Raw genomic sequence first — 22,242 nt, forward strand, 5'->3', positions numbered from 1 at the left:
GTGCTTGGGTCCAGTTCGACACTGGGGCTGTGGATTTTCGCGGATGGCGTCGAGCCACGACCCTGATGCAGAAACCGCCCAGAGGACCGCGAACGGCCTATCGCCAAGAAGGCAGCCAGATCTGCATATTCCACGTCGCCTGCGAGATCGGCAGACCCGTCAGGATCGGGTACATCCACGCGAAATTCGTGATCACCAGCGCCACATAGCAACACACCGCGATCAGGCCCAGAGTTCGTCGCTCCGGATTCTGATTCGGCTTGTGCAGGATGTCGCCGAGGATCATCGCGATGATCAACGTCAGGAACGGCGCCATCGTCGCGGCGTAGAAGAAGTACATCTGCCGGTCGATGTCGGCGAACCAGGGCAAAAAGCCGGCGTTGTAGCCGACCAGCAGCACGGCGTAACGCCAGTCGCGCTTGACGAACGCCCGCCACACCGCCCACGCCAGCACCGGCACCGCGATGAACCACATCGCGGGTGTGCCGACCAGCATCACCGCCTTCACGCACGACTGTGCGCCGCAGCCCGCCACATTCTGGTTGTCGATCGCGTACAACACCGGCCGCAACGACATCGGCCACGTCCACGGCTTGGACTCCCACGGGTGGTGGTTACCGTCGGCGTTGGTCAGTCCGGCGTGAAACCTGTACGCCGCATAGGTGTAGTGCCACAGCGAGCGCACCGCGTCCGGCAACGGCAGCACGCTGTCCGGCCCGATCGAATTGCCGACCTCATGCCGGTTCACCCCGGTCTCGGAGGCGAACCACGGTGCATACGACGCCAGGTACACCCCGAACGGAATCAGCACCAGCGCGTACAACGAGGGGCCCAGGTCGCGGCGAAGGCCGCCCGCCCACGGCCGAGGCACCCGGTACTGCCTGCGCGCGTTGATGTCGAACGCCAGCGTCATCAGCCCGAAGAAAACGATGAAGTACAGCCCGGACCACTTAGTCGCGCAAGCCAATCCGAGTAGCGCACCCGCGCCGAAGCGCCACCACCGCACGCCGAGCCTCGGACCCCAGGGCGTCTCGCCGATGCGGCCTTCCAGTAGCGCGACGTGCATCCGCTCCCTGACCTGGTCGCGGTCGACCATCAGAGCGCCGAACGCCGCCACCACGAACACCACCAGAAAGCCGTCGAGCAGCGCGGTGCGCGATGCGACGAAGCTGACGCCGTCGCAGACCAACAACAGGCCGGCCATTCCGCCCACCATCGTCGAGCGGCTGATTCGCCGCCCGATCCGCACGACCAGCAGCACGAGGATGACGCCGCAGACCGCGCCGGAGAACCGCCAGCCCAGCCCGTTGTAGCCGAACAGCGCCTCACCGATCGCGATCAGTTGCTTGCCGACCGGCGGGTGCACCACCAGCCCGTAGCCGGGGTTGTCCTCGACGCCGTGGTTGTGCAGTACCTGCCACGCCTGCGGTGCGTAGTGCTTCTCGTCGAAGATCGGCGTGCCTGCATCGGTGGGAGAGCCGAGGTTCAGGAAACGCGTGATCGCCGCCAGCGCGGTCACCACGGCCGTCATCACCCAGCCCTGCAGCCGGTCCACCGGCCCGAAGTCGGCGACGGGCACCAGGGGCGCGGGGCTGATCACGGGAACCGCGCGCCCCCTGGCAACGAGTTCGTCAGCCGGGGCGGTCACGACAGCGATCGTAGGCTGTCCGGCATGACGACCGGCCGACTGCTCATTGGTGCCACGCCGCTGGGCCAACCGTCGGATGCCTCCGCCCGGCTGGTGAAGGCCCTGGCGAGTGCCGACGTGATCGCCGCCGAGGACACCCGCCGGATCCGCACGCTGGCCCAGGCGCTCGAGGTCAAGCCGACCGGCAAGGTGCTGAGCCTCTACGACGCCAACGAGGCCACCCGGGTCCCCGCGCTGGTGACTGACATACGCGCCGGCGCGACGGTCCTGCTGGTCAGCGATGCGGGTATGCCGCTGATCAGTGACCCGGGTTACCGCCTGGTGGCGGCGTGCGTCGACGCGGGACTGCCGGTCAGCTGCCTGCCGGGGCCGTCCGCGGTGACGACTGCACTGGCGGTGTCCGGGCTGCCGTCGGAGAGGTTCTGCTTCGAAGGGTTCGCACCGCGCAAGCACTCGGCGCGGGTGTCGTGGTTCAACGCGCTGGCCGCGGAACCGCGCACCTGTGTGTTCTTCGAGTCACCGCGACGGCTCGCGGACACGCTCACGGCGGCCGTCGAGGTGCTCGGTCCCGAGCGAAGGGCCGTGGTCTGCCGCGAGCTGACCAAGACGCACGAGGAGATCGTCAGGGGCACGCTCGGTGAGCTCGCCGAATGGGCCGCCGACGGCGTGCTCGGCGAAATCACCGTCGTGCTCGCTGGGGCGACACCGAAGGCGGACGTCGCAACGCTGGTGGCCGAAGTGAACGCGCTCGTCAAAGCGGGTGCACGCGTGAAGGACGCCTGCGCGCGGGTCGTCGAGGCCAATCCGGGTTCACCGTCACGACGTGAGCTCTACGATGCGGTTCTGCGCTCACGGCAGTAAAGGGGTCCGCCATGGCGCCACCCGCACTGGTGCTGGTTCATGGCGGCGGGCTCGCCGCAGATTCCTGGGATCTCACGATCGACGAAATTCACCGGCAGGCACCGGAACTGAGCGTGCTGGCGGTCGACTTGCCTGGTCGGCGCGCCAAGCCGGCAGATTTGATGACCATCACAATCGCCGACTTCGTGGATTCCGTGGTCGCTGATATCGACGACGCGGGCCTGGACGGGATCGTGCTGGTCGGGCATTCGCTGGCCGGGTTGACTATCCCCGGCGTGGCGGCCAAACTCGGCGCCGCGACGGTGCGCGAGATGATCTTCGCGACCGCATTCGTGCCGCCCGAAGGCAAGTCACTGGTTGACACGCTGACAGGTCCGTTGGCACCGCTTGCCCGGCGAAACGCTCGACGGGGCGGGCTGAGCGAAACACCTTCGTGGGGGGTGCGATTCACCCACCTCAATGGTGTGTCTCGTGCCAGCCGGAAATTCATGGACGGCAAGCTCCACGCGGAATCGGCTCGAATGCTCGCGGAGAATGTGTCCCGGCGGGACATGCCCACCGATGTGCCGAGGACGTGGATCCTGACGTTGCGCGACAAGGCTCTGTCGCCGAAACAACAACGGGCGAGCATCGAGGCCCTCGGCGGGGTGCAGACTCTGATCGAGATGGACACCTGTCACTGCCTGATGGTCAGCGAACCGGAACGGCTGGCCCAGATGCTCGTTGCGCGATGCCGGCAATATCGATGAACGGTGCCGCCTTGTGCAGGCACTCGTCCCATTCGCGGTCTGGATCAGAGTCCGCGGTGATGCCGCCGCCGACGCCGAGCACCGCGTTGCCGCAGGCGTCGAATTCGACCGTGCGGATCGCTACATTCAGTTCGCAACCCGCCACCGGTGACGCCAAACCGACTGTGCCGCAATAAACCCCGCGTCGGTGCGGCTCCCAGGTGCGTAACAGTTGACGGGCTCTTTGCTTCGGTGTGCCGGTCACCGATGCGGGCGGAAAGGCCGCGTCGAGCAGCGATGCCATCGGCACGCCGATCCCGACGCGCGCGGCCACCGTCGACACCAGATGCCACACACCGGGCGCGGGGTGCACCGCCAACAACTCCGGCACGGTGACCGTCCCTGTCATCGCGACCCGGCCGAGGTCGTTGCGCACCAGATCGACGATCATGATGTTCTCCGCGACGTCCTTGGTCGACGCCGAGAGCGCTGCGGGATCGGCATGCCGCGGGAGCGTGCCCTTGATCGGACTCGAAGTCACCGACTCGCCGCGGCGCCGCAGGAACAACTCCGGCGACAGCGACGCCACCGCACCCCAGTCGCCTGCCACGTACGTGGCCCGCGCCGGGGTGGTCCGCGCCGCCGCCTCGACGAAGAAGTCGATCGGTGCGCCGTCGATGCGGCCGACGAACTGCGTGCACACGCAGGCCTGATAGATCTCGCCCGCCGCGATCGCCTCCAGGCACTCCAGGACGCCGCGGCGGTGCGCTTCCCGGTCGGCCTTGCCCCAGGCGATGTGGTGGTCGCGGGCGGCCTCAGGGAGTCGAACGGCGTCGGCCACCCACGCTGAAAGCGGTGCGCCGGAAAGACTTTCGTACCACCACTGGCCGTCGCGGTCCTGCCGCAGCACGCAGTCGGACCAGCCGCCCGCGGCCTCTGGAACGCGCGGCCCGCTTCCGTCAACGCCGGCGTCGGGATACGACAGGTAGCCGAACCAACCGCCGCCGACCGGCCCGTCGGAGGCACCCGTCGGCACCGCGAACACATGGTCGACGGGAACCGCTCTCACCGAGGGCGCGATGACCGCCGCTGAGCCGAACCAGTCGCCCAACAGCGCCGCGGGCGGCGGCAGGCCGCACCGCGCGGCACCCGCGGCCACGGCGCGCAGCACCGCGGGGGCGCTGCCCAATTCGCCGATCCGCTCGATCCGCACCGAGTCAGTCAAGCACGTCCAGCGCGGCGCGGATGATGCTCTCGACGTCGATGCCGTGGTACCGGTAAACGTCTTCCAGGCCACCGGATTGGCCGAAGCGACTGACCCCCAGCGCGGTACCGCGCACACCGTTGATGGAGGTGAGGAACTCCAGCGTGTGCGGGTGTCCGTCCAAAACCGTGACAAGCGGCGTCGCCCGCCGCGCCGGGAACGCCTGCTCGAGGATCCACGTCGGCGCGTCCCCGCGGCCACGTCTGCCCTGCAGTGCCTCGAAGAGCAGGCCGGGACTGGTGACGCAGACGACGTCGACGGGTACGCCGTCCGCGGCGAGTCGATCCGCGGCGGCGAGCGCTTCGGTGATCAGCGCACCCATCGCGGCAATCGTCACGACCGGCCTCTCGACACGGCGAAGCGGGTAGGCGCCCGCGATGGCCTGGCGACGACGCCGTTCCCGCGCTGCGGGATCTGCGGGCACACCGGCCAGCGTTTGGTCGACAGGACGGGTGGACAGCCGCAGATACGACGACGTGCCGTCGGGCCTGCCCAGTTTGGCCAGGCAGTCCAGCAGAATCCATTCGACGTCGAGCGCGAAGGCGGGCTCATAGCTGAGGCAGCCCGGCTGTTCCAGTCCGATAGACGGGGTGGTCACCGATTGATGCGCTCCGCCCTCCGAGGCCAGGCTGACTCCCGACGGTGTGCCGACGAGGATGGATTGGCCGCCCGCGTAGATACCGAACGACCATGGCTCCAGTGCCCTGGCGACGAACGGGTCGTAGAGCACGCCGATGGGCAGCAGCGGCTGGCTCCACCGGCTCCACGTCGCACCCAATTCGCCAAGAGCGCCAACGAGATTGGTCTCGGCGATGCCAAGCTCGATGTGCTGTCCGGTCGGCTTCTCCCGCCAGTGCAAGATGGTTTCGCTGTCGTCGGCGAACCAGTCCACGCGTTCGGCCGGTGACCACACCCCTACCTTGTTGAGCCAACCGCCCAGATTCGTCGTGGAACTCACGTCGGGGCTGACCGTCACGATTCGGCGGGCGGCGTCCGGCGCCTCACGGGTCAGGTCGAGCAGCACGCGGCCGAGCGCCGCCTGCGTCGTGGTGGTGCCCGACGGCGTGCGGCCGATGTCGACCGGAATCGCGGGCGGCGCGGTGAGCGGGACCGTGGGGCGGTGCAGTCGGCGCGCCGTCGCCGCGCACAGTTCGGCGGCCGGACTGTCCGACGGGAATCGCGTCCACGGCGCGTCGGCGTCGGCACCCAGATCCGCGGCCAGAGCATGGAATTGCTCGTCGGACAGCACCGAGGAATGGTTCTGCGGGTGGCCTTCGGTCGGCAGCCCCTTGCCTTTGACCGTGTAGGCGAAGATGACCGTGGGCCTGGTGTCGTCGACCGCCCGCAACGCGTCGTCGACGGCTGCCAGGTCGTGACCGCCGAGATTGCGGATGGCCTCCAGCAACCGGGCGTCGTCGACTTCGCTCAGCAGACTGGCGATTTCGACGCTGCCGTCGGGAAGCCGTTCGCGAAGCTGGGCCGCATCGCAGCGCAGCAGCCGCTGATATTCGGGGTTCGGCATGGCATCGATACGCGCACGCAGCGCGGCGCCACCCGGTCGGGCGAACAAGTCCTCCAACAAACCGCCGTACTTGATGGTCAGCACCTGCCAGCCCGCCGCCGTGAACATCTGCTGCAACCGGTCGGCCGCGAGGATCGGCACCACCCTGTCGAGCGACTGGCGGTTGAGGTCGACGATCCAGACGATCTCACCGAGTTCGGCGACCGCTGGATCGAGGATCGCTTCCCACACGGCTCCTTCGTCCAGTTCGGCATCGCCGAGCAACGAGTACTGCCGACCAGTACCGGCTCCGCCGAGCGTCGATTCGACATAACGGCGCGCCAGCGCACCCCAGATGGGTGCGGTGGCACCGATGCCGACCGAACCCGTGGAATAGTCGACGGGATCGGGGTCCTTGCTCCGGCTGGGATAGCTCTGCAGGCCGCCGAATTCGCGCAGCCGGGTCAGGTACGACTGGTCGAGTTCGCCCAGCAGGTAGTTGATCGCGTGCAGCACCGGCGACGCGTGCGGCTTGACCGACACCCGGTCGTCCGGCCGGAGGTGGTTGAACCACAGCGCGGTCATGATCGTCACCATCGATGCGCTCGACGCTTGGTGTCCGCCGACCTTGAGGCCGGACGGATTCGGACGCACACGGTTGGCGTGGTGGATCATCGCGGTCGACAGCCACAGCACGCGCCGTTCGATCTCGGTGAGCAGCGATGTTGCAGTTTGCACACTTCAGTGCAGCATATGCCGCTAGAATGCGCAATCAGACGTCACATCACAGAGCAATCTGCACAAGAATGCAATAGTCCCAGCGTGGGAAGTGAGCAACATGCCAAGCCCGGGCCACCTCGACCAGACAGATGCGCGCCTGCTGCTGGCGCTCAACGAGGTTCCCCGCGCGACCACCGTCGCGCTCGCGGAACAGACCGGACTGTCACGAAACACCGTGCAGGCCAGGCTGGCTCGGCTCGACGAGCGCCTTGCGCTGCACGAGCGACGGGTGTCGCCCAAATCGTTGGGCTATCCGCTGACCGCCTACGTCACCACGCAGGTACAACAGCGTCTGCTCGACGAGGTGGCCGGCGCCCTGGAGCGCATCGCCGAAGTCATCCAGGTGCAGGGCCTCAGCGGCCAAACCGATCTGCTCGTACAGGTCGTCGCCACCGACGCCGACGACCTGTACCGCATCGCAGGCCAGATCCTTGCCATCGACGGAGTCGAGCGCACGAACACCGCATTGGTCATGCGCGAACTCGTCGACTATCGCCTGACCCCGCTGATTCGCCGCTGCCTTACCGGCTGATCTCCCGCGGGACGGCGATTCCCGCCAGCTTCTCGGGGTTGCGCATCGCATAGAAGTGCGTGATCTTGCCGTCGACGATCTCGACGGTGATCACGCCCTCGAAGCTGTCGCCGAGATAGAGGTTCAGCGCCGGGGCGTTGTTGTAACTGGCCGGCTCGATGCGGCCCTGGTCGCCTGCGACACGCATCAGCCCGACGATCACGCGGGCCACCCGGTCGGCGCCGACGATCGGTCGTCGCGCCGCGCTGACCTTGCCGTCGCTGTCGGCGGTCCAGACCACGTCCGGCGACAACATCTCCAGCAGCGCATCGACGTCGCCCGTCGACGCCGCGGTGAAGAAACGCGTGGTGAGCTCCATGGAGAGTTTCGGGTCGACGGGCTCGAACCGCTTGCGCCGGGACTGCACATGCTGGCGGGCGCGGTGCGCCATCTGCCGAACGGCGACGGCCGATTTGCCGATCGTCGAGGCGATCTCGTCGTAGGTGAATCCGAAGACCTCGTGCAGGACGAAAACCGCCCGCTCGTCAGGGCTCAAGGTCTCGAGCACGACGAGCATCGCCATCGAAACCGACTCCGCAAGCACCACATCCGTGGAGGCGTCCTTGGCTTCGACAAGCACCGGCTCGGGCAGCCACGGGCCGACGTATTCCTCGCGCCTGCGCGACTGCGCCCGCAGCGCGTTGAGCGACTGCCGGGTGACGAGCTGGGCCAGGTAGGCCTTGGTGTCCTGCACCGTCGAGAGGTCTACCTTGGCCCAGCGCAGATAGCTCTCTTGCAGCACGTCGTCGGATTCTGTTGCGCTGCCCAGTATTTCGTAGGCAATGGTGAACAGCAGCGGCCGCAGATGGGTGAACCGCTCGGCATGTTCGCCGCCAGGCGCGCTCACGTTTCCGTGACCACCTTTGCCGGGAATGCCGGCTGCTCGACGTGCCTGCCGCCCTTCATCACGAAGGTGGAGCCCGGCTTGCGTGCCTCGCGCCGCAGACCCCACACGGTGCCCTTGCAGATCGCTTCCTTGACCATGGCGCCGACCCGTCCGCCGATGTAGTACTTCACCGGGGTGTCGTCCTTGTGGGCCAACTGCACCGTGGCCGCGTGCCTGCCGAGGCTGACGCAAGAACCAACGAATGCCTGGTCGATCAGCGCCGGCGTGGTCCCCGCAAGGTAGCTCAACACCGTGCTGGCGGCCCGGGCACCGAGCGGCCCCGCGGCCTGGCAGCTCATCCGCAACGGCTGTCCCGATGGCGCCGCGCAGTCGCCCGCTGCCACGATGCGCGGGTCGTCGACGCTGGTCAGTGTTTCGTCGGTGAGCAACCGGCCGGCCGCGTCGGTGCGCAGTCCGCTGGCAGCGGCCAACTCGGGCACCCCGAAGCCCGCGGTCCAGATGGTGGCGGCGCTGGGCAGGGCGCTGCCGTCGGCCAGCACCACCGAGTTGGGCCGCACCTCGGCGACCGACGCCGTTTCGAGCACGTTGACGCCGTGCCGCTTCATCCATTTCGCGATCGACCGACGGCCCGGCTCTGACAGCGACGGGGCCAACTGCCCACCACAGACCAGCGTGACGTTCCTACCCTGTTCGGCCAGTTCGGACGCCGTCTCGATGCCGGTCAGCCCCGCGCCGACGACGACGATCGGCGCGCCGGGGTGCAGCTCGTCGACGGCGTCCTTCAGCCGCTGGGCCGACTCCAGTTCGGCTATGGGGTGGGCGAATTCGGCCGCACCGGGTACCGATGGGGGTGTGGCGCCGGTGCTGCCGACGGCGTAGATGAGGTAGTCGTAGTCCAGCGCGCGACCGGAAGCCAGCTGCACCTTGCGGTCGGCCGTGTCGATGCGCGTGGCTTTGTCGACCACGAGATCCACGTTCGCGCCGAGGAGCGTGCCGTAGTCGACCGTCGGGTCGTAGTTGCCTGCAACGTGCTGGTGCAGCCGGATCCGCTCGACGAACTTCGGGCGGGGGTTCACCAAGGTGACATCGACATCGCCGCGCATCCCAAGGTGGTTGGCCGCGGTGGTGCCTGCGTATCCGCCGCCGATGACGACGACGTGGGTGTTTCCGTTGTGTCTGGTCATGCCCCTTAGACACCGCCGATCGCTCGAATGTGACACAGCGTGACGTAGGTCACTACACCTGATAGCGCGGGAACACTCCAGCAGGCCCAGGCAGCGCGGTGCCCGGCGCCAGTCGCGTGCCGATCGCCGCGAAGGTCCGCTGCTCGTCGGTCTGGCCGAGCAGGTCGAGCAGCTTGCCCGTCGACTCGGGCATCACCGGCTGGCTCAGCAGCGCGGCGATCCGCACGGTTTCCAGCGTCGCGTACAGCACAGTGCGGAAGCGCTCCTGGTCGGTCTTGCGCAGCACCCACGGTTCCTGCGCAGAGAAGTATTTGTTCGCCGCGCTCAGCACCGACCAGATCGCCTCGAGCGCGAGATGCATCGCGGTCGCGTCGTAATGGCTGCGGACCCGGTCCATCAACGCGTCGGCCGCCTGAAGCAGCGCCTTGTCGTCGGCGGTGAATTCGCCCGGCTGCGGGACGATTCCGTCGAGATTCTTGGCAACCATCGACAGCGACCGCTGCGCCAGGTTGCCGAGGTCGTTGGCCAGGTCGGCGTTGACGCGGCTGATGATCGCATCCTCGCTGTAGCTGCCGTCCTGTCCGAACGGCACCTCGCGAAGAAAGAAGTACCGCACCTGATCGACCCCGAACGTATCGACGAGGTTCAGCGGGTCGACGACGTTGCCGACCGACTTGCTCATCTTCTCGCCGCGGTTGAGCAGGAACCCGTGCACAAAGACCTTGCGCGGCAACTCGATTCCCGCCGACATCAGGAAGGCCGGCCAGTACACGGTGTGGAACCGGATGATGTCCTTGCCGATCATGTGCAGATCGGCGGGCCAGAACCGCTTGAACAACTCCGACGACGTGTCGGGGAAGCCGACGCCGGTCAGGTAGTTGGTCAGCGCGTCGACCCAGACGTACATCACGTGGTCGGGGTGCTCGGGCACCGGCACGCCCCAGTCGAACGTGGTCCGCGAGATCGAGAAGTCGCGCAGTCCGCCGGAGACGAAGCTGACCACCTCGTTGCGGCGCACCTCGGGCTCGATGAACCCCGGATGCGCCTCGTAGTGCGCCAGCAACCGATCGGCGTAGGCCGACAGCCGGAAGAAGTACGTCTGCTCCTCGGTCCACCGCACCGGCGCCCCGGTTTCGGTGGCGATCCGCTCGCCGTCGGCGCCCACGGTGGTCTCGGCCTCGGTGAAGTAGCGCTCGTCGCGCACCGAATACCAACCCTTGTAGGCATCGAGGTAGATGTCGCCGGTCGCGTTCATCCGGCGCCAGATCTCCTTGGACGCCTCGTAGTGGTCGGCGTCCGAGGTGCGGATGAACCGGTCGAACGAGACGTTCAGCCGCTCCTGCATCCGCTGGAACACATCGGAATTGCGGCGCGCCAATTCCGCGGTCGGAATGCCTTCGGCCGCCGCCGTCTCGGCCATCTTGAGGCCGTGTACGTCGGTGCCTGTCAGGAAGCGCACATCGAAGCCGTCGAGTCGCTTGAACCGCGCGATCGCGTCGGTGGCGATGTATTCGTAGGCGTGGCCGACGTGCGGGTCGCCGTTGGGGTAGGCGATGGCAGTGGTGATGTAGTAGGGATCCCCGGGGGTGCGCGTCCTGGCGCTGGGGGAAATCGGGGTGCTCATCGGTGGTCACTTTATTGTGTCCAGGTGAGCTCGAGTCGCCCGGCGCCGCCCGCGCCAGAGCCGCTGACCCCGCTGATCGACGCGCACACCCACCTGGATGCCTGCGGCGCAACGGACGCGGCAAGCGTCAAAACGATCGTCGACCGGGCCGCGGCGGTCGGCGTACAGGCCGTCGTCACCATCGCCGACGACCTGGAGTCCGCGCGCTGGGCGACCGAGGCGGCCGACTGGGATCCCCGCGTCTACGCCGCCGTGGCGCTGCACCCGACGCGGGCCAACGCGCTCACCGACGACGCCAAGGCCGTCATCGAGCGTCTGGCCCAGCACCCGCGCGTCGTCGCGATCGGTGAAACCGGCATGGACATGTACTGGCCGGGCAAGCTCGACGGCTGTGCCGAACCGGCCGCCCAGCGCGACGCGTTCGCCTGGCACATCGACCTCGCCAAGCGCACCGGTAAGCCGCTGATGATCCACAACCGCGACGCCGACACAGAGGTGCTGGACGTGCTCGCCGCCGAGGGCGCGCCGGAGACCGTCATCTTTCACTGCTTCTCCTCGGATGCGGCGATGGCGCGCACGTGCGTGGCCAACGGCTGGCTGCTCAGCCTGGCGGGGACGGTCAGCTTCAAGAACGCCAGGGCGCTGCGCGAAGCGGCTCCGCTGATCCCTTCTGACCAGCTGCTCGTGGAGACCGATGCGCCGTTTTTGACCCCGCACCCGTATCGTGGAGCGCCGAACGAGCCGTACTGCCTGCCGTACACAGTGAGGGCGCTCGCCGACGTCGTCGACCGCCCGGCAGAAGATCTTGCCCAGGCAAGTACTGCAACCGCCCTACGTGCCTATGCGCTCACCGGTTGCCGCCCGTAGACCTTTTCGTTACCGTGCTGTGATCGAACGGGGGGGTCGGCCGAGGCCGGCAACCGTCCGATAGTCGGGGATACACCAGGCAATTGCATATTCTGAACAAGCTCCACGAGGCGCGCTCGCCGATGCTTCGCCTCCTAGTCGGTGCGCTGTTGCTCGCGCTCACGTTCGCCGGTGGCTTCGCGGTCGCCGCGCACAAAACCGTCAAGCTGACCGTCGACGGCTCCGAGATGACGGTTGCCACGATGAAGTCCCGCGTGATCGACGTAGTCAAGGAGAACGGCTTCAACGTCGGTGACCGCGACGATCTGTTCCCAGCAGGCAATCAGCCCGTGCATCAGTCCGAGTCCATCGTGCTGCGTCGCAGCAGGCCGCTGCAGATCTCACTCGACGGTGAAAACAGCAGACAGGTGTGGACCACCGCGTCGACGGTCGATGAGGCGCTGGCGCAACTGCGGATGGCGGATAAGGCTCCTGCCGCCGCATCGCGCGGTAGCCGCGTCCCGCTCGCAGGTATGTCGCTGCCCGTGGTGAGCGCAAAGACGGTGCAGCTCAATGACGCTGGTGTCGTCCGAACGGTGCACATCGCGGCGCCGAACGTTGCGGGTCTGCTCGAAGCGGCCGGTGTTCCGCTGGAACAAAACGATGCGGTGGTGCCTCCCGCGTGGGCGCCGGTCGCCGACAACATGCAGATCCAGGTGACCCGGATTCGCATCGACAAAGTCACCGAACGCCTTCCGCTCGCGCCGGCCAACAAGCAGATTCCCGACCCGACGATGAACATGAGCCGGCAGGTCGTCGAGGACCCAGGCGTGCCGGGAACCCAGGACGTCACGTTCGCGGTGGCGAGCGTCAACGGCGTCGAGACGGGCAAGTTGCCAGTAGCCAATGTCGTCCTCGTACCGGCTCGCGACGGGATGACGCGAATCGGCGCCAAACCGGGGACAGAAGTTCCCCCGGTAACTAATCCCACTATTTGGGATTCGCTGGCGAAATGCGAAGCGGGTGGTAACTGGGGTATCAACACTGGCAACGGGTTTTACGGTGGCGTTCAATTTGATCAAAACACCTGGGAACGACAAGGTGGTCTGAGGTATGCTCCGAGGGCGGATCTGGCGACAAGAGAAGAACAGATCGCGATTGCTGAGGTTACTCGGGCGCGACAAGGGTGGGGAGCGTGGCCCGTCTGTAGCGGGAGGATTGGAGCGCGCTGACTATTCGACTCCTCGGGCGGACCGAGATAAGGCACCTGGCGAAAGAGATCGACTTTCGGCCTCGTAAATCTTTCGGCCAGAATTTTGTTCATGACGCGAACACCGTTCGTCGTATCGTCTCGGCCTCAGGCGTAAATCGTCATGATCACGTCCTCGAGGTCGGACCTGGGCTCGGCTCGCTGACGCTGGCGCTGCTCGACAGGGGCGCCAGGGTGACGGCCGTCGAGATCGACCCGGTGTTGGCCCGGCAGCTGCCGAAGACCATCGCCGAGCATTCGCACAGCGAGATCAACCGGCTGACGGTGCTCAACCGCGACATCCTGACGCTGCATCAGCAGGAGGTCGAGGAGCAGCCCACCGCGCTGGTGGCGAATCTTCCGTACAACGTCGCCGTGCCCGCGCTGCTGCATCTGCTCGCCGAGTTCCCGTCGATCCGCACCGTGATGGTGATGGTGCAGGCCGAGGTCGCCGAGCGGCTTGCCGCCGAACCGGGTGGTAAGGACTATGGCGTGCCGAGCGTCAAGGTCCGGTTCTTCGGCAACGTCAGGCGCTACGGCATGGTGTCGCCGACGGTGTTCTGGCCGATTCCGCGGGTGTACTCCGGACTGGTGCGCATCGACCGGCACGAAGTTTCGCCATGGCCGACCGATGCGGACTTCCGCGGCAGGGTGTTCGACCTGATCGACGTGGCATTCGCTCAGCGCCGTAAGACGTCGCGCAACGCGTTCGCCGCGTGGGCGGGTTCTGGCAACGAATCGGCCCGCCGACTGCTCGCGGCCAGCATCGACCCGTCGCGTCGCGGCGAGACGCTGTCGGTGGCGGACTTCGTCAGGCTGCTGCAGCGGTCCGGCGAGTGGGAGCCCGCTCAAAAGCGACCTGAGCAGCCGCAGCCACAGACCCAGGAGCAGCAGGCGGAGCAGCCGCAGATCCGCGTCATCTGACTAGCTCACCGCGCGGGTGATCAGCGCGATGAACTCTGTGCAGCTGACGTATCTGTTGTCTGGGTTCTTGGCCAGCGCCTTGCTCATCATCGAGTCGAACGCGTGAGGCAACCAGTCGACCTTGCGCGATAGCCGCGGCGGCGGGGCGTGCAGCTGTTCGTCCACCAGATCGAACGACGTCTTCGCGGTGAACGGCGGTGCGCCGGTGATCAATTCGAACGCGGTGCAGGCCAACGCATACTCGTCGGTCGCCGCCGACGGCGTCTGTCCGCGCAGGAGTTCTGGGGCGGCGTAGGGCAGCGACGCCACGACATGCGTCGGCCTGCGGCCAACGTCCGCGGCCATCAGATGGGCGATTCCGAAATCGATCAGCACCGCACCGCGTAGCGAAAAGGGAACCGAGACAAGGATATTGGTCGGCTTCACGTCGCAGTGCACAACTCCACGTTGATGGGCGAAGTCCAGCGCATCGGCGATCTGGGCCAGTGCGACCAGCCGATCAGCCAACCGGGGCAGTTTGGCCACGGTGCCACCGTCGATCAATTCGATTGCCAGCCAACCGGGTCCGCACTCGTACACCTTGATGATGTGCGGGTGGTCGAGTCGCCTGGCGATGTCGACCCCCCGCTGCAACTGTGCGATCTGGGCCGGCTGGCGGTGGTGCTCGTCGAGAACCTTCAGCGCCACAGCGCGATCGGGACAGGCGGCGTCGTGCGCCCGGTAGACCGTCGCGTATCCGCCATGGCCGAGCGGCGCCTCGACCACGTAGCCCTCGAACCGATCGCCGGGGGACAGCACTTGTCCAGCGTAGGTTTTGCTGGGTGGGTTCGCCTGCCGGAACCAACCGGCGGCGTTACTGTCGTGCCGTGTCTGCCTCCGACGGAAATACCGCATCCGAGTGGGTTCCCACCGGGACGGTTACCGTTCGCGTGCCCGGCAAGGTCAATCTGTATCTGGCCGTCGGGGACCGTCGCGACGACGGCTACCACGAGCTGACCACGGTGTTCCATGCCGTCTCGCTGCTCGACGAGGTGACAGTCAGCACCGCCGACGTGCTGTCGCTCGAACTGGCGGGCGAGGGTGTGGACTCGCTGCCCGCCGACGAGCGCAACCTGGCCTGGCGGGCGGCCGAGTTGATGGCCGAGCACGTCGGGCGGGCGCCGGACGTCGCGATCTCCATCGACAAGTCGATCCCCGTCGCCGGCGGGATGGCAGGCGGCAGCGCCGACGCCGCGGCGGTGCTGGTCGCCATGAACACGCTGTGGGAGTTGGGGGTGCCGCGGCGCGACCTGCACGCGTTGGCCGCCCAGCTGGGCAGCGACGTGCCGTTCGCGCTGCACGGCGGCACGGCGCTGGGCACCGGCCGCGGCGAAGAGTTGGCCACGGTGCTGGCCCGCAGCACGTTCCATTGGGTGCTGGCGTTCGCCGACGGCGGGCTCTCGACGCCCGCGGTGTTCGCCGAACTCGACCGGTTGCGCGACACCGCGGGCCCGGGCCGTGCCGCGCCGCCGCGACTCGACGATCCGGAACCGCTGCTGGCGGCGCTGGCGTCGGGGGAGCCCGCAGATCTGGCGCCGGTGCTCGGCAATGACCTGCAGCCCGCCGCGCTGAGCCTCGACCCAGGGCTGCGCCGCACACTGCGCGCAGGCGAGGAGGCCGGTGCGCTGGCCGGGATCGTGTCGGGCTCGGGCCCGACGTGTGCCTTCCTGTGCAGGACCGCATCGCACGCCGTCGACGTCGGGGCGCAACTTGCGGGCGCCGGGGTGTGCCGCACCGTGCGGGTGGCCAGCGGGCCGGTGCACGGAGCCCGCGTGGTGCCTGCGCCGTCCACCTCGGTGTGAGTAGCGCTCGCGTTGCCGGGCCCTCGCGGTGGATGAAAGGCCCGATGTGACCCACGCCTCATTTGTCGCGTCAGTTTGGCGGCTACTTAAGAGTTGCTTAAGATGATCCGCGGTGAAAGCTAGCGGTCAGGAATCGGGCGCGACCTTTTCAGCCACCGGTAACCCCGGTGGTGGGTCGTTCAGATATATAGAGCAGACCCCGATTCGAGACCTAACCGCTCCCAAATTGTGTGCGCGCCTACGCGAAAGCGCCTTCTATCAGCGGGAGCATTACAACCAGGCATTTGCTCTGGGACCCACTAGGAGGTTGGCGTGAGCAGATTCACCGAGAAGATGTACGACAACGCGCGGGTGAGCAACCGCGGCATGGTCACCGGTGAACCCCACGAACCCGTCCGCCACACCTGGGGTGAAGTGCATGAGCGCGCGCGCTGCATCGCGGGCGGACTCGCGAAGGCGGGCATCGGCCTCGGTGATGCGGTGGGCGTGCTCGCCGGTTTCCCTGTCGAGATCGCCCCGACGGCGCAGGGCCTGTGGATGCGTGGCGCCAGCCTGACCATGCTGCATCAGCCGACGCCGCGCACCGACCTGGTCATCTGGGCCGAAGACACCATGACCGTCATCGGCATGATCGAGGCCAAGGCCGTCATCGTGTCCGAGCCGTTCCTGGTCGCGATTCCCGTGCTCGAGGAAAAGGGCATCAAGGTCCTCACGGTCACCGACCTGCTCGCGTCGGATCCGATCGACCCCGTCGAGGTCGGCGAGGACGATCTGGCGCTGATGCAGCTGACGTCCGGCTCGACCGGCTCGCCGAAGGCCGTGCAGATCACGCACCGCAACATCCACTCCAACGCCGAGGCGATGTTCATCGGCGCGCAGTACGACGTCGACAAGGACGTCATGGTCAGCTGGCTGCCCTGCTTCCACGACATGGGCATGGTCGGCTTCCTCACCATCCCGATGTACTTCGGCGCCGAACTGGTCAAGGTCACGCCGATGGACTTCCTGCGCGACACCCTGCTGTGGGCCAAGCTCATCGACAAGTACAAGGGCACCATGACCGCGGCGCCCAACTTCGCCTACGCGCTGTTCGCCAAGCGGCTGCGGCGCCAGGCCAAGCCCGGCGAGTTCGACCTGTCGACGCTGCGGTTCGCGCTGTCGGGCGCCGAGCCCGTCGAGCCCGCCGACGTCGAGGACCTGCTCGACGCGGGCAAGCCGTTCGGGCTGCGGCCCGACGCGATCCTGCCCGCATACGGCATGGCCGAGACCACGCTGGCGGTGTCGTTCTCGCCGTGCAACGCCGGTTTGGTGGTCGACGAGGTCGACGCCGACCTGCTTGCCGCGCTGCGCCGCGCGGTGCCCGCCACCAAGGGCAACACCCGCAGGCTGGCCTCGCTCGGGCCGCTGCTCAAGGATCTCGAGGCCCGCGTCATCGACGAGCACGGCAACGTGATGCCACCGCGCGGCGTCGGCGTCATCGAACTGCGCGGCGAGTCGCTGACGCCCGGATACATCACCATGGGCGGCTTCATTCCCGCGCAGGACGAGCACGGCTGGTACGACACCGGCGACCTCGGCTACATCACCGAAGAGGGCAACATCATCGTCTGCGGCCGCGTCAAGGACGTCATCATCATGGCCGGCCGCAACATCTACCCGACCGACATCGAGCGGGCCGCAGGCCGGGTCGGGGGGGTGCGGCCGGGCTGCGCCGTCGCCGTGCGACTGGATGCCGGACACTCACGCGAGACCTTCGCCGTAGCCGTCGAATCCAACGCCTGGCAGGATCCGGCCGAGGTGCGGCGCATCGAACACCAGGTCGCGCACGAGGTGGTCAGCGAGGTCGACGTGCGGCCGCGCAACGTCGTCGTGCTGGGGCCGGGCACCATTCCGAAGACGCCGTCGGGCAAGCTGCGCCGGTCGAACTCCGTCTCGCTCGTCACCTAGCCCCCCACTGCCGCGAGCGTGCGTGTCTGCCCGCCGACACGCCGCTATTTGCGGGCATTCTGCGCACGTTCGCGCGGCACGGGCGGCAGGAACTCGCCCACCAGGGTGCGATGCCACCACAAACGCTCCTGCCTTAATTCACTCCACGTGGTGAACCGGTATTCGTAGAGTTGGGCGCGCACGTAGTGTGGCGGCGACTCGGGGAACGGATTGTGCCGCAGCAGCCGCAGCGTCGGCGGATCATTGCGCAGCAGCCGAATGATGAACGGCCCCAACCAATCCCGCGCATAATGTGGGGACAGCGCGGCGAACCACATCAACCAGTCGAGCCGAAGATGGTAGGGCGCCCATTGGCGGGGCAGCCGGCGCGGGTCGCCGGGTTTGCCCTTGAATCCGTACTCACTCCACACCGTCTGCTCGGTGATTGCGGCGTCGTCGGTGCCTTCGATCACCACCTCGAGGCGGGTGCGGCCGATGGTGCCGAACGCGCCGTAGGTGTTCATCAGGTGGATCGGGTTGAATGCCGCGTTCATCCGCTGGTGACTCGACACCATGTTTCGCACCGGCCAGAAGCTCAGCACGACGGACACGGCGGTGAACGCGACCACCAGCGCGGAGAACCAGAGCGGCGCGCTTGGCAGCGCGTGCGTGTCGGGGACGGCGATGGCGCTGCAGCCGAGAATGATCGTCAGCCAGTTCAGCCAGGCGAAGTTGCCGGACAACACCAGCCACAGTTGCGTGACGATCACGATCGCGCCTGCCACGCTTGCCACCGGTTGCGGCGCGAACAGCGCGAACGGCACCACCAATTGGGCGAAGTGGTTGCCCGCCACCTCCACCCGATGCAGCGGCTTGGGCAGATGATGGAAAAACCAGCTCAGCGGGCCGGGCATCGGCTGGGTCTCGTGGTGGTAATCCAGACAGCTCAGGTCTCGCCAGCACGGGTCGCCGCGCAGCTTGATCAGACCCGCACCGAACTCGACCCGGAACAAAAGCCAGCGGGCAAGCAGTATCGTCAGCAGCGGCGGCCCGACCTCGTCGTTGCCCAGGAAGACCGCGATCAGGCCGGCCTCCAAAAGCAATGACTCCCAACCGAATCCGTACCACCGCTGGCCGACGTTGACGATCGACAGGTACAGCACCCACAGCACCAGCCAGATCAGCATCGTCGACCACAACGGCACCACATCGAGCGCACCGACGACGATCGCCGCCGACACCGCGGCGCCCACCCAGCAGACGACGGCGAACATCCGGTCCGAGTAGTGCAGGTGGAAGATGCTCGGCGCCACCCGAAACGACACCCGGGACACGAACCGCGGCACCGGCAGCATGCCGTGTTCCCCGATCAGCGCACGATATTGCCGCACGGCGCCGATGAATGCGATCAGGTAGACCACCGCGATCCCGCGCTGGAGGATCTGCCTGGCCAGCCAATAGTCGGATGCGACGAACCATTGCGCGTTCACTGTGGGTACTCCTGACACAGTTGTACCCCCAGGTAGGCAAATGAGACACGGAAACAAACCATTGGCCGGGTGTCCGTGCGCGCCGATACGGTCTGGAGCATGACACCCGCGATCGAGGCCATTGAACTGGTCAAGACGTTCGGCGACAGCACCGCCGTCGACGGTGTCAGCTTCGCGGTGCCACCGGGCACCGTGCTCGGCCTGCTCGGGCCCAACGGCGCGGGCAAGACCACCACGGTGCGGATGATGACCACACTGACGGAGCCCACCAGCGGCACCGCCCGGGTGGCCGGTTACGACGTTGTCCGCGAACCGGACAAGGTACGCCGCAGCATGGGTCTGACGGGCCAGGTGGCCACCGTCGACGAACTGCTCACCGGACGCGAGAACATCCGGATGATCGGCGGACTGTACGGCATCCGCCGCAGGGAGCTCACGCGCCTGGGCGACCAACTGCTGGAGCAGTTTTCGATCGCCGACGCCGCGGACCGGGTGGTCAAGTCGTACTCGGGCGGTATGCGCAGGCGGCTGGACCTCGCGGTCAGCCTGCTGGCCTCGCCGCCGGTGCTGTTCCTTGACGAGCCGACCACGGGCCTGGATCCCCGCAGCCGCAGCGACCTGTGGGACGTGCTGCGGGCTTTGGTGCGGGGCGGCACCACGCTGCTGCTGACCACGCAGTATCTCGAGGAGGCCGATCAGTTGGCCGACAACATCGTGGTGATCGACAGGGGCCGCATCATCGCCGAGGGTTCCCCGTTGCAGCTCAAGCAGCAGGCAGGCAACGCCAGCCTGGTGGTCACCGTCTCGCGCGCCGACGATCTGCCCGCCGCGCAGGCACTGCTCTCCAAGACGGGCGCCGAGGTGTTCGTTGACGCGGGCGCCCGCCAGTTGACCGCGGCGGCCGACGGACTTGCCGACATGGTTCGCGTCGCAGGATGGCTGCGGGACAGTGACATCGACGTCGACGACATCGGGCTGTCGCGGCCCAGCCTCGACGACGTGTTCCTGTCGCTCACCGGGCGCCGCACCGAAGAAGAGGTTGAGGCATGACCACAACAGCATCACCGAGCCGGATCCAGCTGCAGCCGGCCCGCACCCGACCCACAAACATCGTGCAGCAGTCGTGGATCATGGTGAAGCGCAACATGATTCACACCAAACGGATGCCGGAGATGCTCAGCGACGTGACGGTGCAGCCCATCATGTTCGTGCTGCTGTTCGCGTTCGTGTTCGGCGCGTCGATCGCGACGGGCGGCGGCGCGTCCTACCGGGAGTTTCTGCTGCCGGGCATCCAGGCGCAGACCATCGTGTTCACCGCGTTCGTGGTGGCTTCGGGCATCACGGCCGATGTCGAGAAGGGCATCATCGACCGATTCCGATCGCTGCCGATCTCGCGGTCGTCGGTGCTGATCGGCAGGAGCGTGGCCAGTCTGTTGCACTCGTCGATCGGCGTCGTGGTGATGGCGGTGACGGGCCTTGCCATCGGATGGCGGATCCGGGGCAGCGTCGCCGAAGCCGCGTTGGCGTTCCTGCTGATCCTGGTGTTCGGCTTCGCGATGATCTGGTTCGGCATCCTGATCGGTTCGGTCATGCGGTCGGTCGAGGCGGTCAATGGCGTGATGTTCACGGTGTTGTTCCCAATCACATTCCTGGCCAACACCTTTGCACCCACCGAGCCGATGCAACACTGGCTGCGGGTGATCGCGGAGTGGAACCCGGTGTCGTCTCTGGCGCAGTCGATGCGCGAGTTGTGGGGCAACGGCGGACCGGCGCCGGACAGCGCGCAACTGCCGTTACATCACCCGATCCTGGCCACCGTCCTGTGGTCGGTGGCGCTGACGGCCGTCTTCGCGCCGTTCGCCCTGCGGGCCTACGCGCGGCGCACCGGGGGCTAGCCGATACCTGAGGGCGGACGCGAGTCCGGCCCGGTGGTCGAGGCGTCGGTCGAGGGGCCTGCGGGTCCACGCGCGCCGGTGACTGCGCTCATACTGCTCGGGCATCCGTCGTCGGACGCCAACCCGGTCGTGCCCTCAGTGCCGCCCCCTCCGACGGCGCCGCCGCCACCGGTGACGTCACCCCTGCCGTTCGGTCCTGCGTTGTGGTTGCAACCGCCGCCGGGCCCTACCGCTCCGTCGGCGAGCGCGACCGCCGGTGAGGCACCACCGGTCAAAACGGCTGCTGACAGGAACAGTCCTGCGGTGCGTTTGATCCCAAGCATCATGAGTGCAGACTATCGGCGCGTTGTTGCGCCGAAAACCCTTGCGGTGCAAGGCACAGAGTGTCATCAGCGACCGGCAGGGCGGCGTGAAGGCACGTTGACCGCATGCGCGAAAACCTGGGCCGCCTCGCAGGAATATGGCAGCATTCGCTCGTGCATCGTTGAAAAGCCATGTGTACCAGTGCAACCGGTCTACGCGCCGACGTGGGGCTGGCACATCTGGTCGTACACCCGCCACCAGATCGCTTCGTGTTCCGTCATCGAGATGTCGCCACGCGCGAGCAGTTCGTCGGCCTCCATCAATGCACCGGCGAAGATTTCCAGGTTGTGATGAAGTGTGGAGGCCACCGGATCGAGGTGCCCCGCCATCACCATCGCGCCGATCGTCCTGACCTGCCTGCGCGCATCGCCCGCTCGCATCGTGGCGGCCAACCCTAGCCCGAGATAGATCGCCGTCGACGTGAACACCGCGGTCCACGGCCCGGTCACCTGGTTGAGGAAGATCTCGCAGATCACCCACACCAGCGCACCCCACAGCGGCCAACCGCGAGCGACCCGGACCCAGCGCCGTTCGGTATCGGTGATCCCGGGCGGGAATACCACCAGGCGGTACCGCGTGACGCCGAAGCGGTCGGGACGGATCTCCATCGACCCCCAGGCACGGTCACCGTCGAGCAACCTCGACCATCCCCGGCGTAGCAGGCCGGAGCCCGTACGTATGTCGGTCATGCCTTCTGGTG

The 22,242-nt window shown here is 67.1% G+C and carries 20 protein-coding genes; 10 read left to right on the forward strand and 10 right to left on the reverse strand.

The genetic code is table 11. The features are described 5' to 3' along the window. Positions 1-97: 97 nt before the first annotated feature. Complete coding sequence (locus ACGFK1_RS09010) at positions 98-1,648, reverse strand: dolichyl-phosphate-mannose--protein mannosyltransferase (protein WP_393427928.1); 1,551 nt, start codon at positions 1,646-1,648, stop codon at positions 98-100. Positions 1,649-1,672: 24 nt separating this feature from the next. Here ACGFK1_RS09010 and rsmI point away from each other — a divergent pair, with 24 nt between their 5' ends. Together rsmI and ACGFK1_RS09020 are read left to right on the forward strand one after the other, a co-directional pair. Then, positions 1,673-2,509, forward strand: coding sequence for a 16S rRNA (cytidine(1402)-2'-O)-methyltransferase (gene rsmI / locus ACGFK1_RS09015; protein WP_393427929.1), 837 nt, complete (start codon positions 1,673-1,675; stop codon positions 2,507-2,509). 11 nt (positions 2,510-2,520) lie between these two features. Then, positions 2,521-3,258 carry an alpha/beta fold hydrolase gene (locus ACGFK1_RS09020; RefSeq protein ID WP_393427930.1) on the forward strand — a complete coding sequence of 246 codons (738 nt, stop codon included), beginning with the start codon at positions 2,521-2,523 and terminating at the stop codon, positions 3,256-3,258. Here ACGFK1_RS09020 and ACGFK1_RS09025 read toward each other — a convergent pair. Then, a complete protein-coding gene (locus ACGFK1_RS09025; protein WP_393428445.1) occupies positions 3,200-4,450 on the reverse strand; it encodes an aminodeoxychorismate synthase component I in 1,251 nt (416 codons plus the stop codon). The two genes, ACGFK1_RS09020 and ACGFK1_RS09025, sit on opposite strands and share 59 nt — an antisense overlap. A gap of 4 nt (positions 4,451-4,454) precedes the next feature. Further along, a complete protein-coding gene (locus ACGFK1_RS09030; RefSeq protein ID WP_393427931.1) occupies positions 4,455-6,740 on the reverse strand; it encodes a pyruvate dehydrogenase in 2,286 nt (761 codons plus the stop codon). A 100-nt stretch (positions 6,741-6,840) separates the two neighbouring features. Here ACGFK1_RS09030 and ACGFK1_RS09035 point away from each other — a divergent pair, with 100 nt between their 5' ends. Then, positions 6,841-7,314 (forward strand): Lrp/AsnC family transcriptional regulator, encoded by a 474-nt coding sequence (locus ACGFK1_RS09035; RefSeq protein WP_393427932.1) that lies wholly within the window; start codon positions 6,841-6,843, stop codon positions 7,312-7,314. Here the strand turns inward: ACGFK1_RS09035 and ACGFK1_RS09040 are convergent. The 3 genes from ACGFK1_RS09040 to metG are packed head-to-tail and all read right to left on the reverse strand — an operon-like array spanning position 7,304 to position 11,008. Beyond that, on the reverse strand, positions 7,304-8,200 hold the full coding sequence (locus tag ACGFK1_RS09040) for an RNA polymerase sigma-70 factor (protein ID WP_393427933.1): 897 nt from the start codon (positions 8,198-8,200) through the stop codon (positions 7,304-7,306). The genes ACGFK1_RS09035 and ACGFK1_RS09040 overlap by 11 nt on opposite strands. Further along, on the reverse strand, positions 8,197-9,384 hold the full coding sequence (locus ACGFK1_RS09045) for an NAD(P)/FAD-dependent oxidoreductase (protein ID WP_393427934.1): 1,188 nt from the start codon (positions 9,382-9,384) through the stop codon (positions 8,197-8,199). The genes ACGFK1_RS09040 and ACGFK1_RS09045 overlap by 4 nt, the downstream gene beginning before the upstream one ends. Positions 9,385-9,436: 52 nt before the next feature. Then, the gene (gene metG, locus ACGFK1_RS09050) at positions 9,437-11,008 is read right to left on the reverse strand and encodes a methionine--tRNA ligase (RefSeq protein ID WP_393427935.1); all 1,572 of its coding nucleotides are present in this window, start codon (positions 11,006-11,008) and stop codon (positions 9,437-9,439) included. A gap of 24 nt (positions 11,009-11,032) precedes the next feature. Between metG and ACGFK1_RS09055 the strand changes: the two genes are divergently transcribed. The 3 genes from ACGFK1_RS09055 to rsmA all read left to right on the forward strand — a co-directional run bounded on the left by ACGFK1_RS09055 (position 11,033) and on the right by rsmA (position 14,027). Further along, on the forward strand, positions 11,033-11,875 hold the full coding sequence (locus ACGFK1_RS09055) for a TatD family hydrolase (RefSeq protein WP_393427936.1): 843 nt from the start codon (positions 11,033-11,035) through the stop codon (positions 11,873-11,875). Positions 11,876-11,958: 83 nt separating this feature from the next. Continuing rightward, a complete protein-coding gene (locus ACGFK1_RS09060; protein WP_393427937.1) occupies positions 11,959-13,086 on the forward strand; it encodes a transglycosylase family protein in 1,128 nt (375 codons plus the stop codon). Further along, positions 13,083-14,027 carry a 16S rRNA (adenine(1518)-N(6)/adenine(1519)-N(6))-dimethyltransferase RsmA gene (rsmA, locus tag ACGFK1_RS09065; protein ID WP_393428446.1) on the forward strand — a complete coding sequence of 315 codons (945 nt, stop codon included), beginning with the start codon at positions 13,083-13,085 and terminating at the stop codon, positions 14,025-14,027. Before ACGFK1_RS09060 ends, rsmA begins: the two co-directional genes overlap by 4 nt. Here the strand turns inward: rsmA and ACGFK1_RS09070 are convergent, their stop codons facing one another. Further along, positions 14,028-14,825 carry a serine/threonine-protein kinase gene (locus ACGFK1_RS09070; protein ID WP_393427938.1) on the reverse strand — a complete coding sequence of 266 codons (798 nt, stop codon included), beginning with the start codon at positions 14,823-14,825 and terminating at the stop codon, positions 14,028-14,030. Positions 14,826-14,893: 68 nt separating this feature from the next. Here ACGFK1_RS09070 and ACGFK1_RS09075 point away from each other — a divergent pair, with 68 nt between their 5' ends. Continuing rightward, positions 14,894-15,868: a 4-(cytidine 5'-diphospho)-2-C-methyl-D-erythritol kinase gene (locus tag ACGFK1_RS09075; RefSeq protein WP_393427939.1), complete on the forward strand. Its 975-nt coding sequence runs from the start codon at positions 14,894-14,896 to the stop codon at positions 15,866-15,868. A gap of 312 nt (positions 15,869-16,180) precedes the next feature. Then, positions 16,181-17,815, forward strand: coding sequence for a fatty acyl-AMP ligase (locus ACGFK1_RS09080; protein ID WP_393427940.1), 1,635 nt, complete (start codon positions 16,181-16,183; stop codon positions 17,813-17,815). A 44-nt stretch (positions 17,816-17,859) separates the two neighbouring features. Here ACGFK1_RS09080 and ACGFK1_RS09085 read toward each other — a convergent pair whose 3' ends face one another. Beyond that, positions 17,860-19,284: a lipase maturation factor family protein gene (locus ACGFK1_RS09085; RefSeq protein ID WP_393427941.1), complete on the reverse strand. Its 1,425-nt coding sequence runs from the start codon at positions 19,282-19,284 to the stop codon at positions 17,860-17,862. Between the two features lie 99 nt (positions 19,285-19,383). On the opposite strand from ACGFK1_RS09085, the gene ACGFK1_RS09090 reads away from it, so the two are divergent. Together ACGFK1_RS09090 and ACGFK1_RS09095 are read left to right on the forward strand one after the other, a co-directional pair. Then, entirely contained in the window at positions 19,384-20,334 is a 951-nt protein-coding gene (locus tag ACGFK1_RS09090) for an ATP-binding cassette domain-containing protein (protein WP_393427942.1), read from the forward strand. After that, on the forward strand, positions 20,331-21,179 hold the full coding sequence (locus ACGFK1_RS09095) for an ABC transporter permease (RefSeq protein ID WP_393427943.1): 849 nt from the start codon (positions 20,331-20,333) through the stop codon (positions 21,177-21,179). The genes ACGFK1_RS09090 and ACGFK1_RS09095 overlap by 4 nt, the downstream gene beginning before the upstream one ends. Here ACGFK1_RS09095 and ACGFK1_RS09100 read toward each other — a convergent pair. Next, positions 21,176-21,505 (reverse strand): hypothetical protein, encoded by a 330-nt coding sequence (locus ACGFK1_RS09100; protein ID WP_393427944.1) that lies wholly within the window; start codon positions 21,503-21,505, stop codon positions 21,176-21,178. The genes ACGFK1_RS09095 and ACGFK1_RS09100 overlap by 4 nt on opposite strands. A gap of 189 nt (positions 21,506-21,694) precedes the next feature. Further along, on the reverse strand, positions 21,695-22,231 hold the full coding sequence (locus ACGFK1_RS09105) for a DUF6611 family protein (RefSeq protein WP_393427945.1): 537 nt from the start codon (positions 22,229-22,231) through the stop codon (positions 21,695-21,697). Positions 22,232-22,242: the final 11 nt, after the last annotated feature.

This window comes from Mycobacterium sp. NPDC048908 (genome assembly GCF_043197955.1).
Taxonomy (GTDB): domain Bacteria; phylum Actinomycetota; class Actinomycetes; order Mycobacteriales; family Mycobacteriaceae; genus Mycobacterium.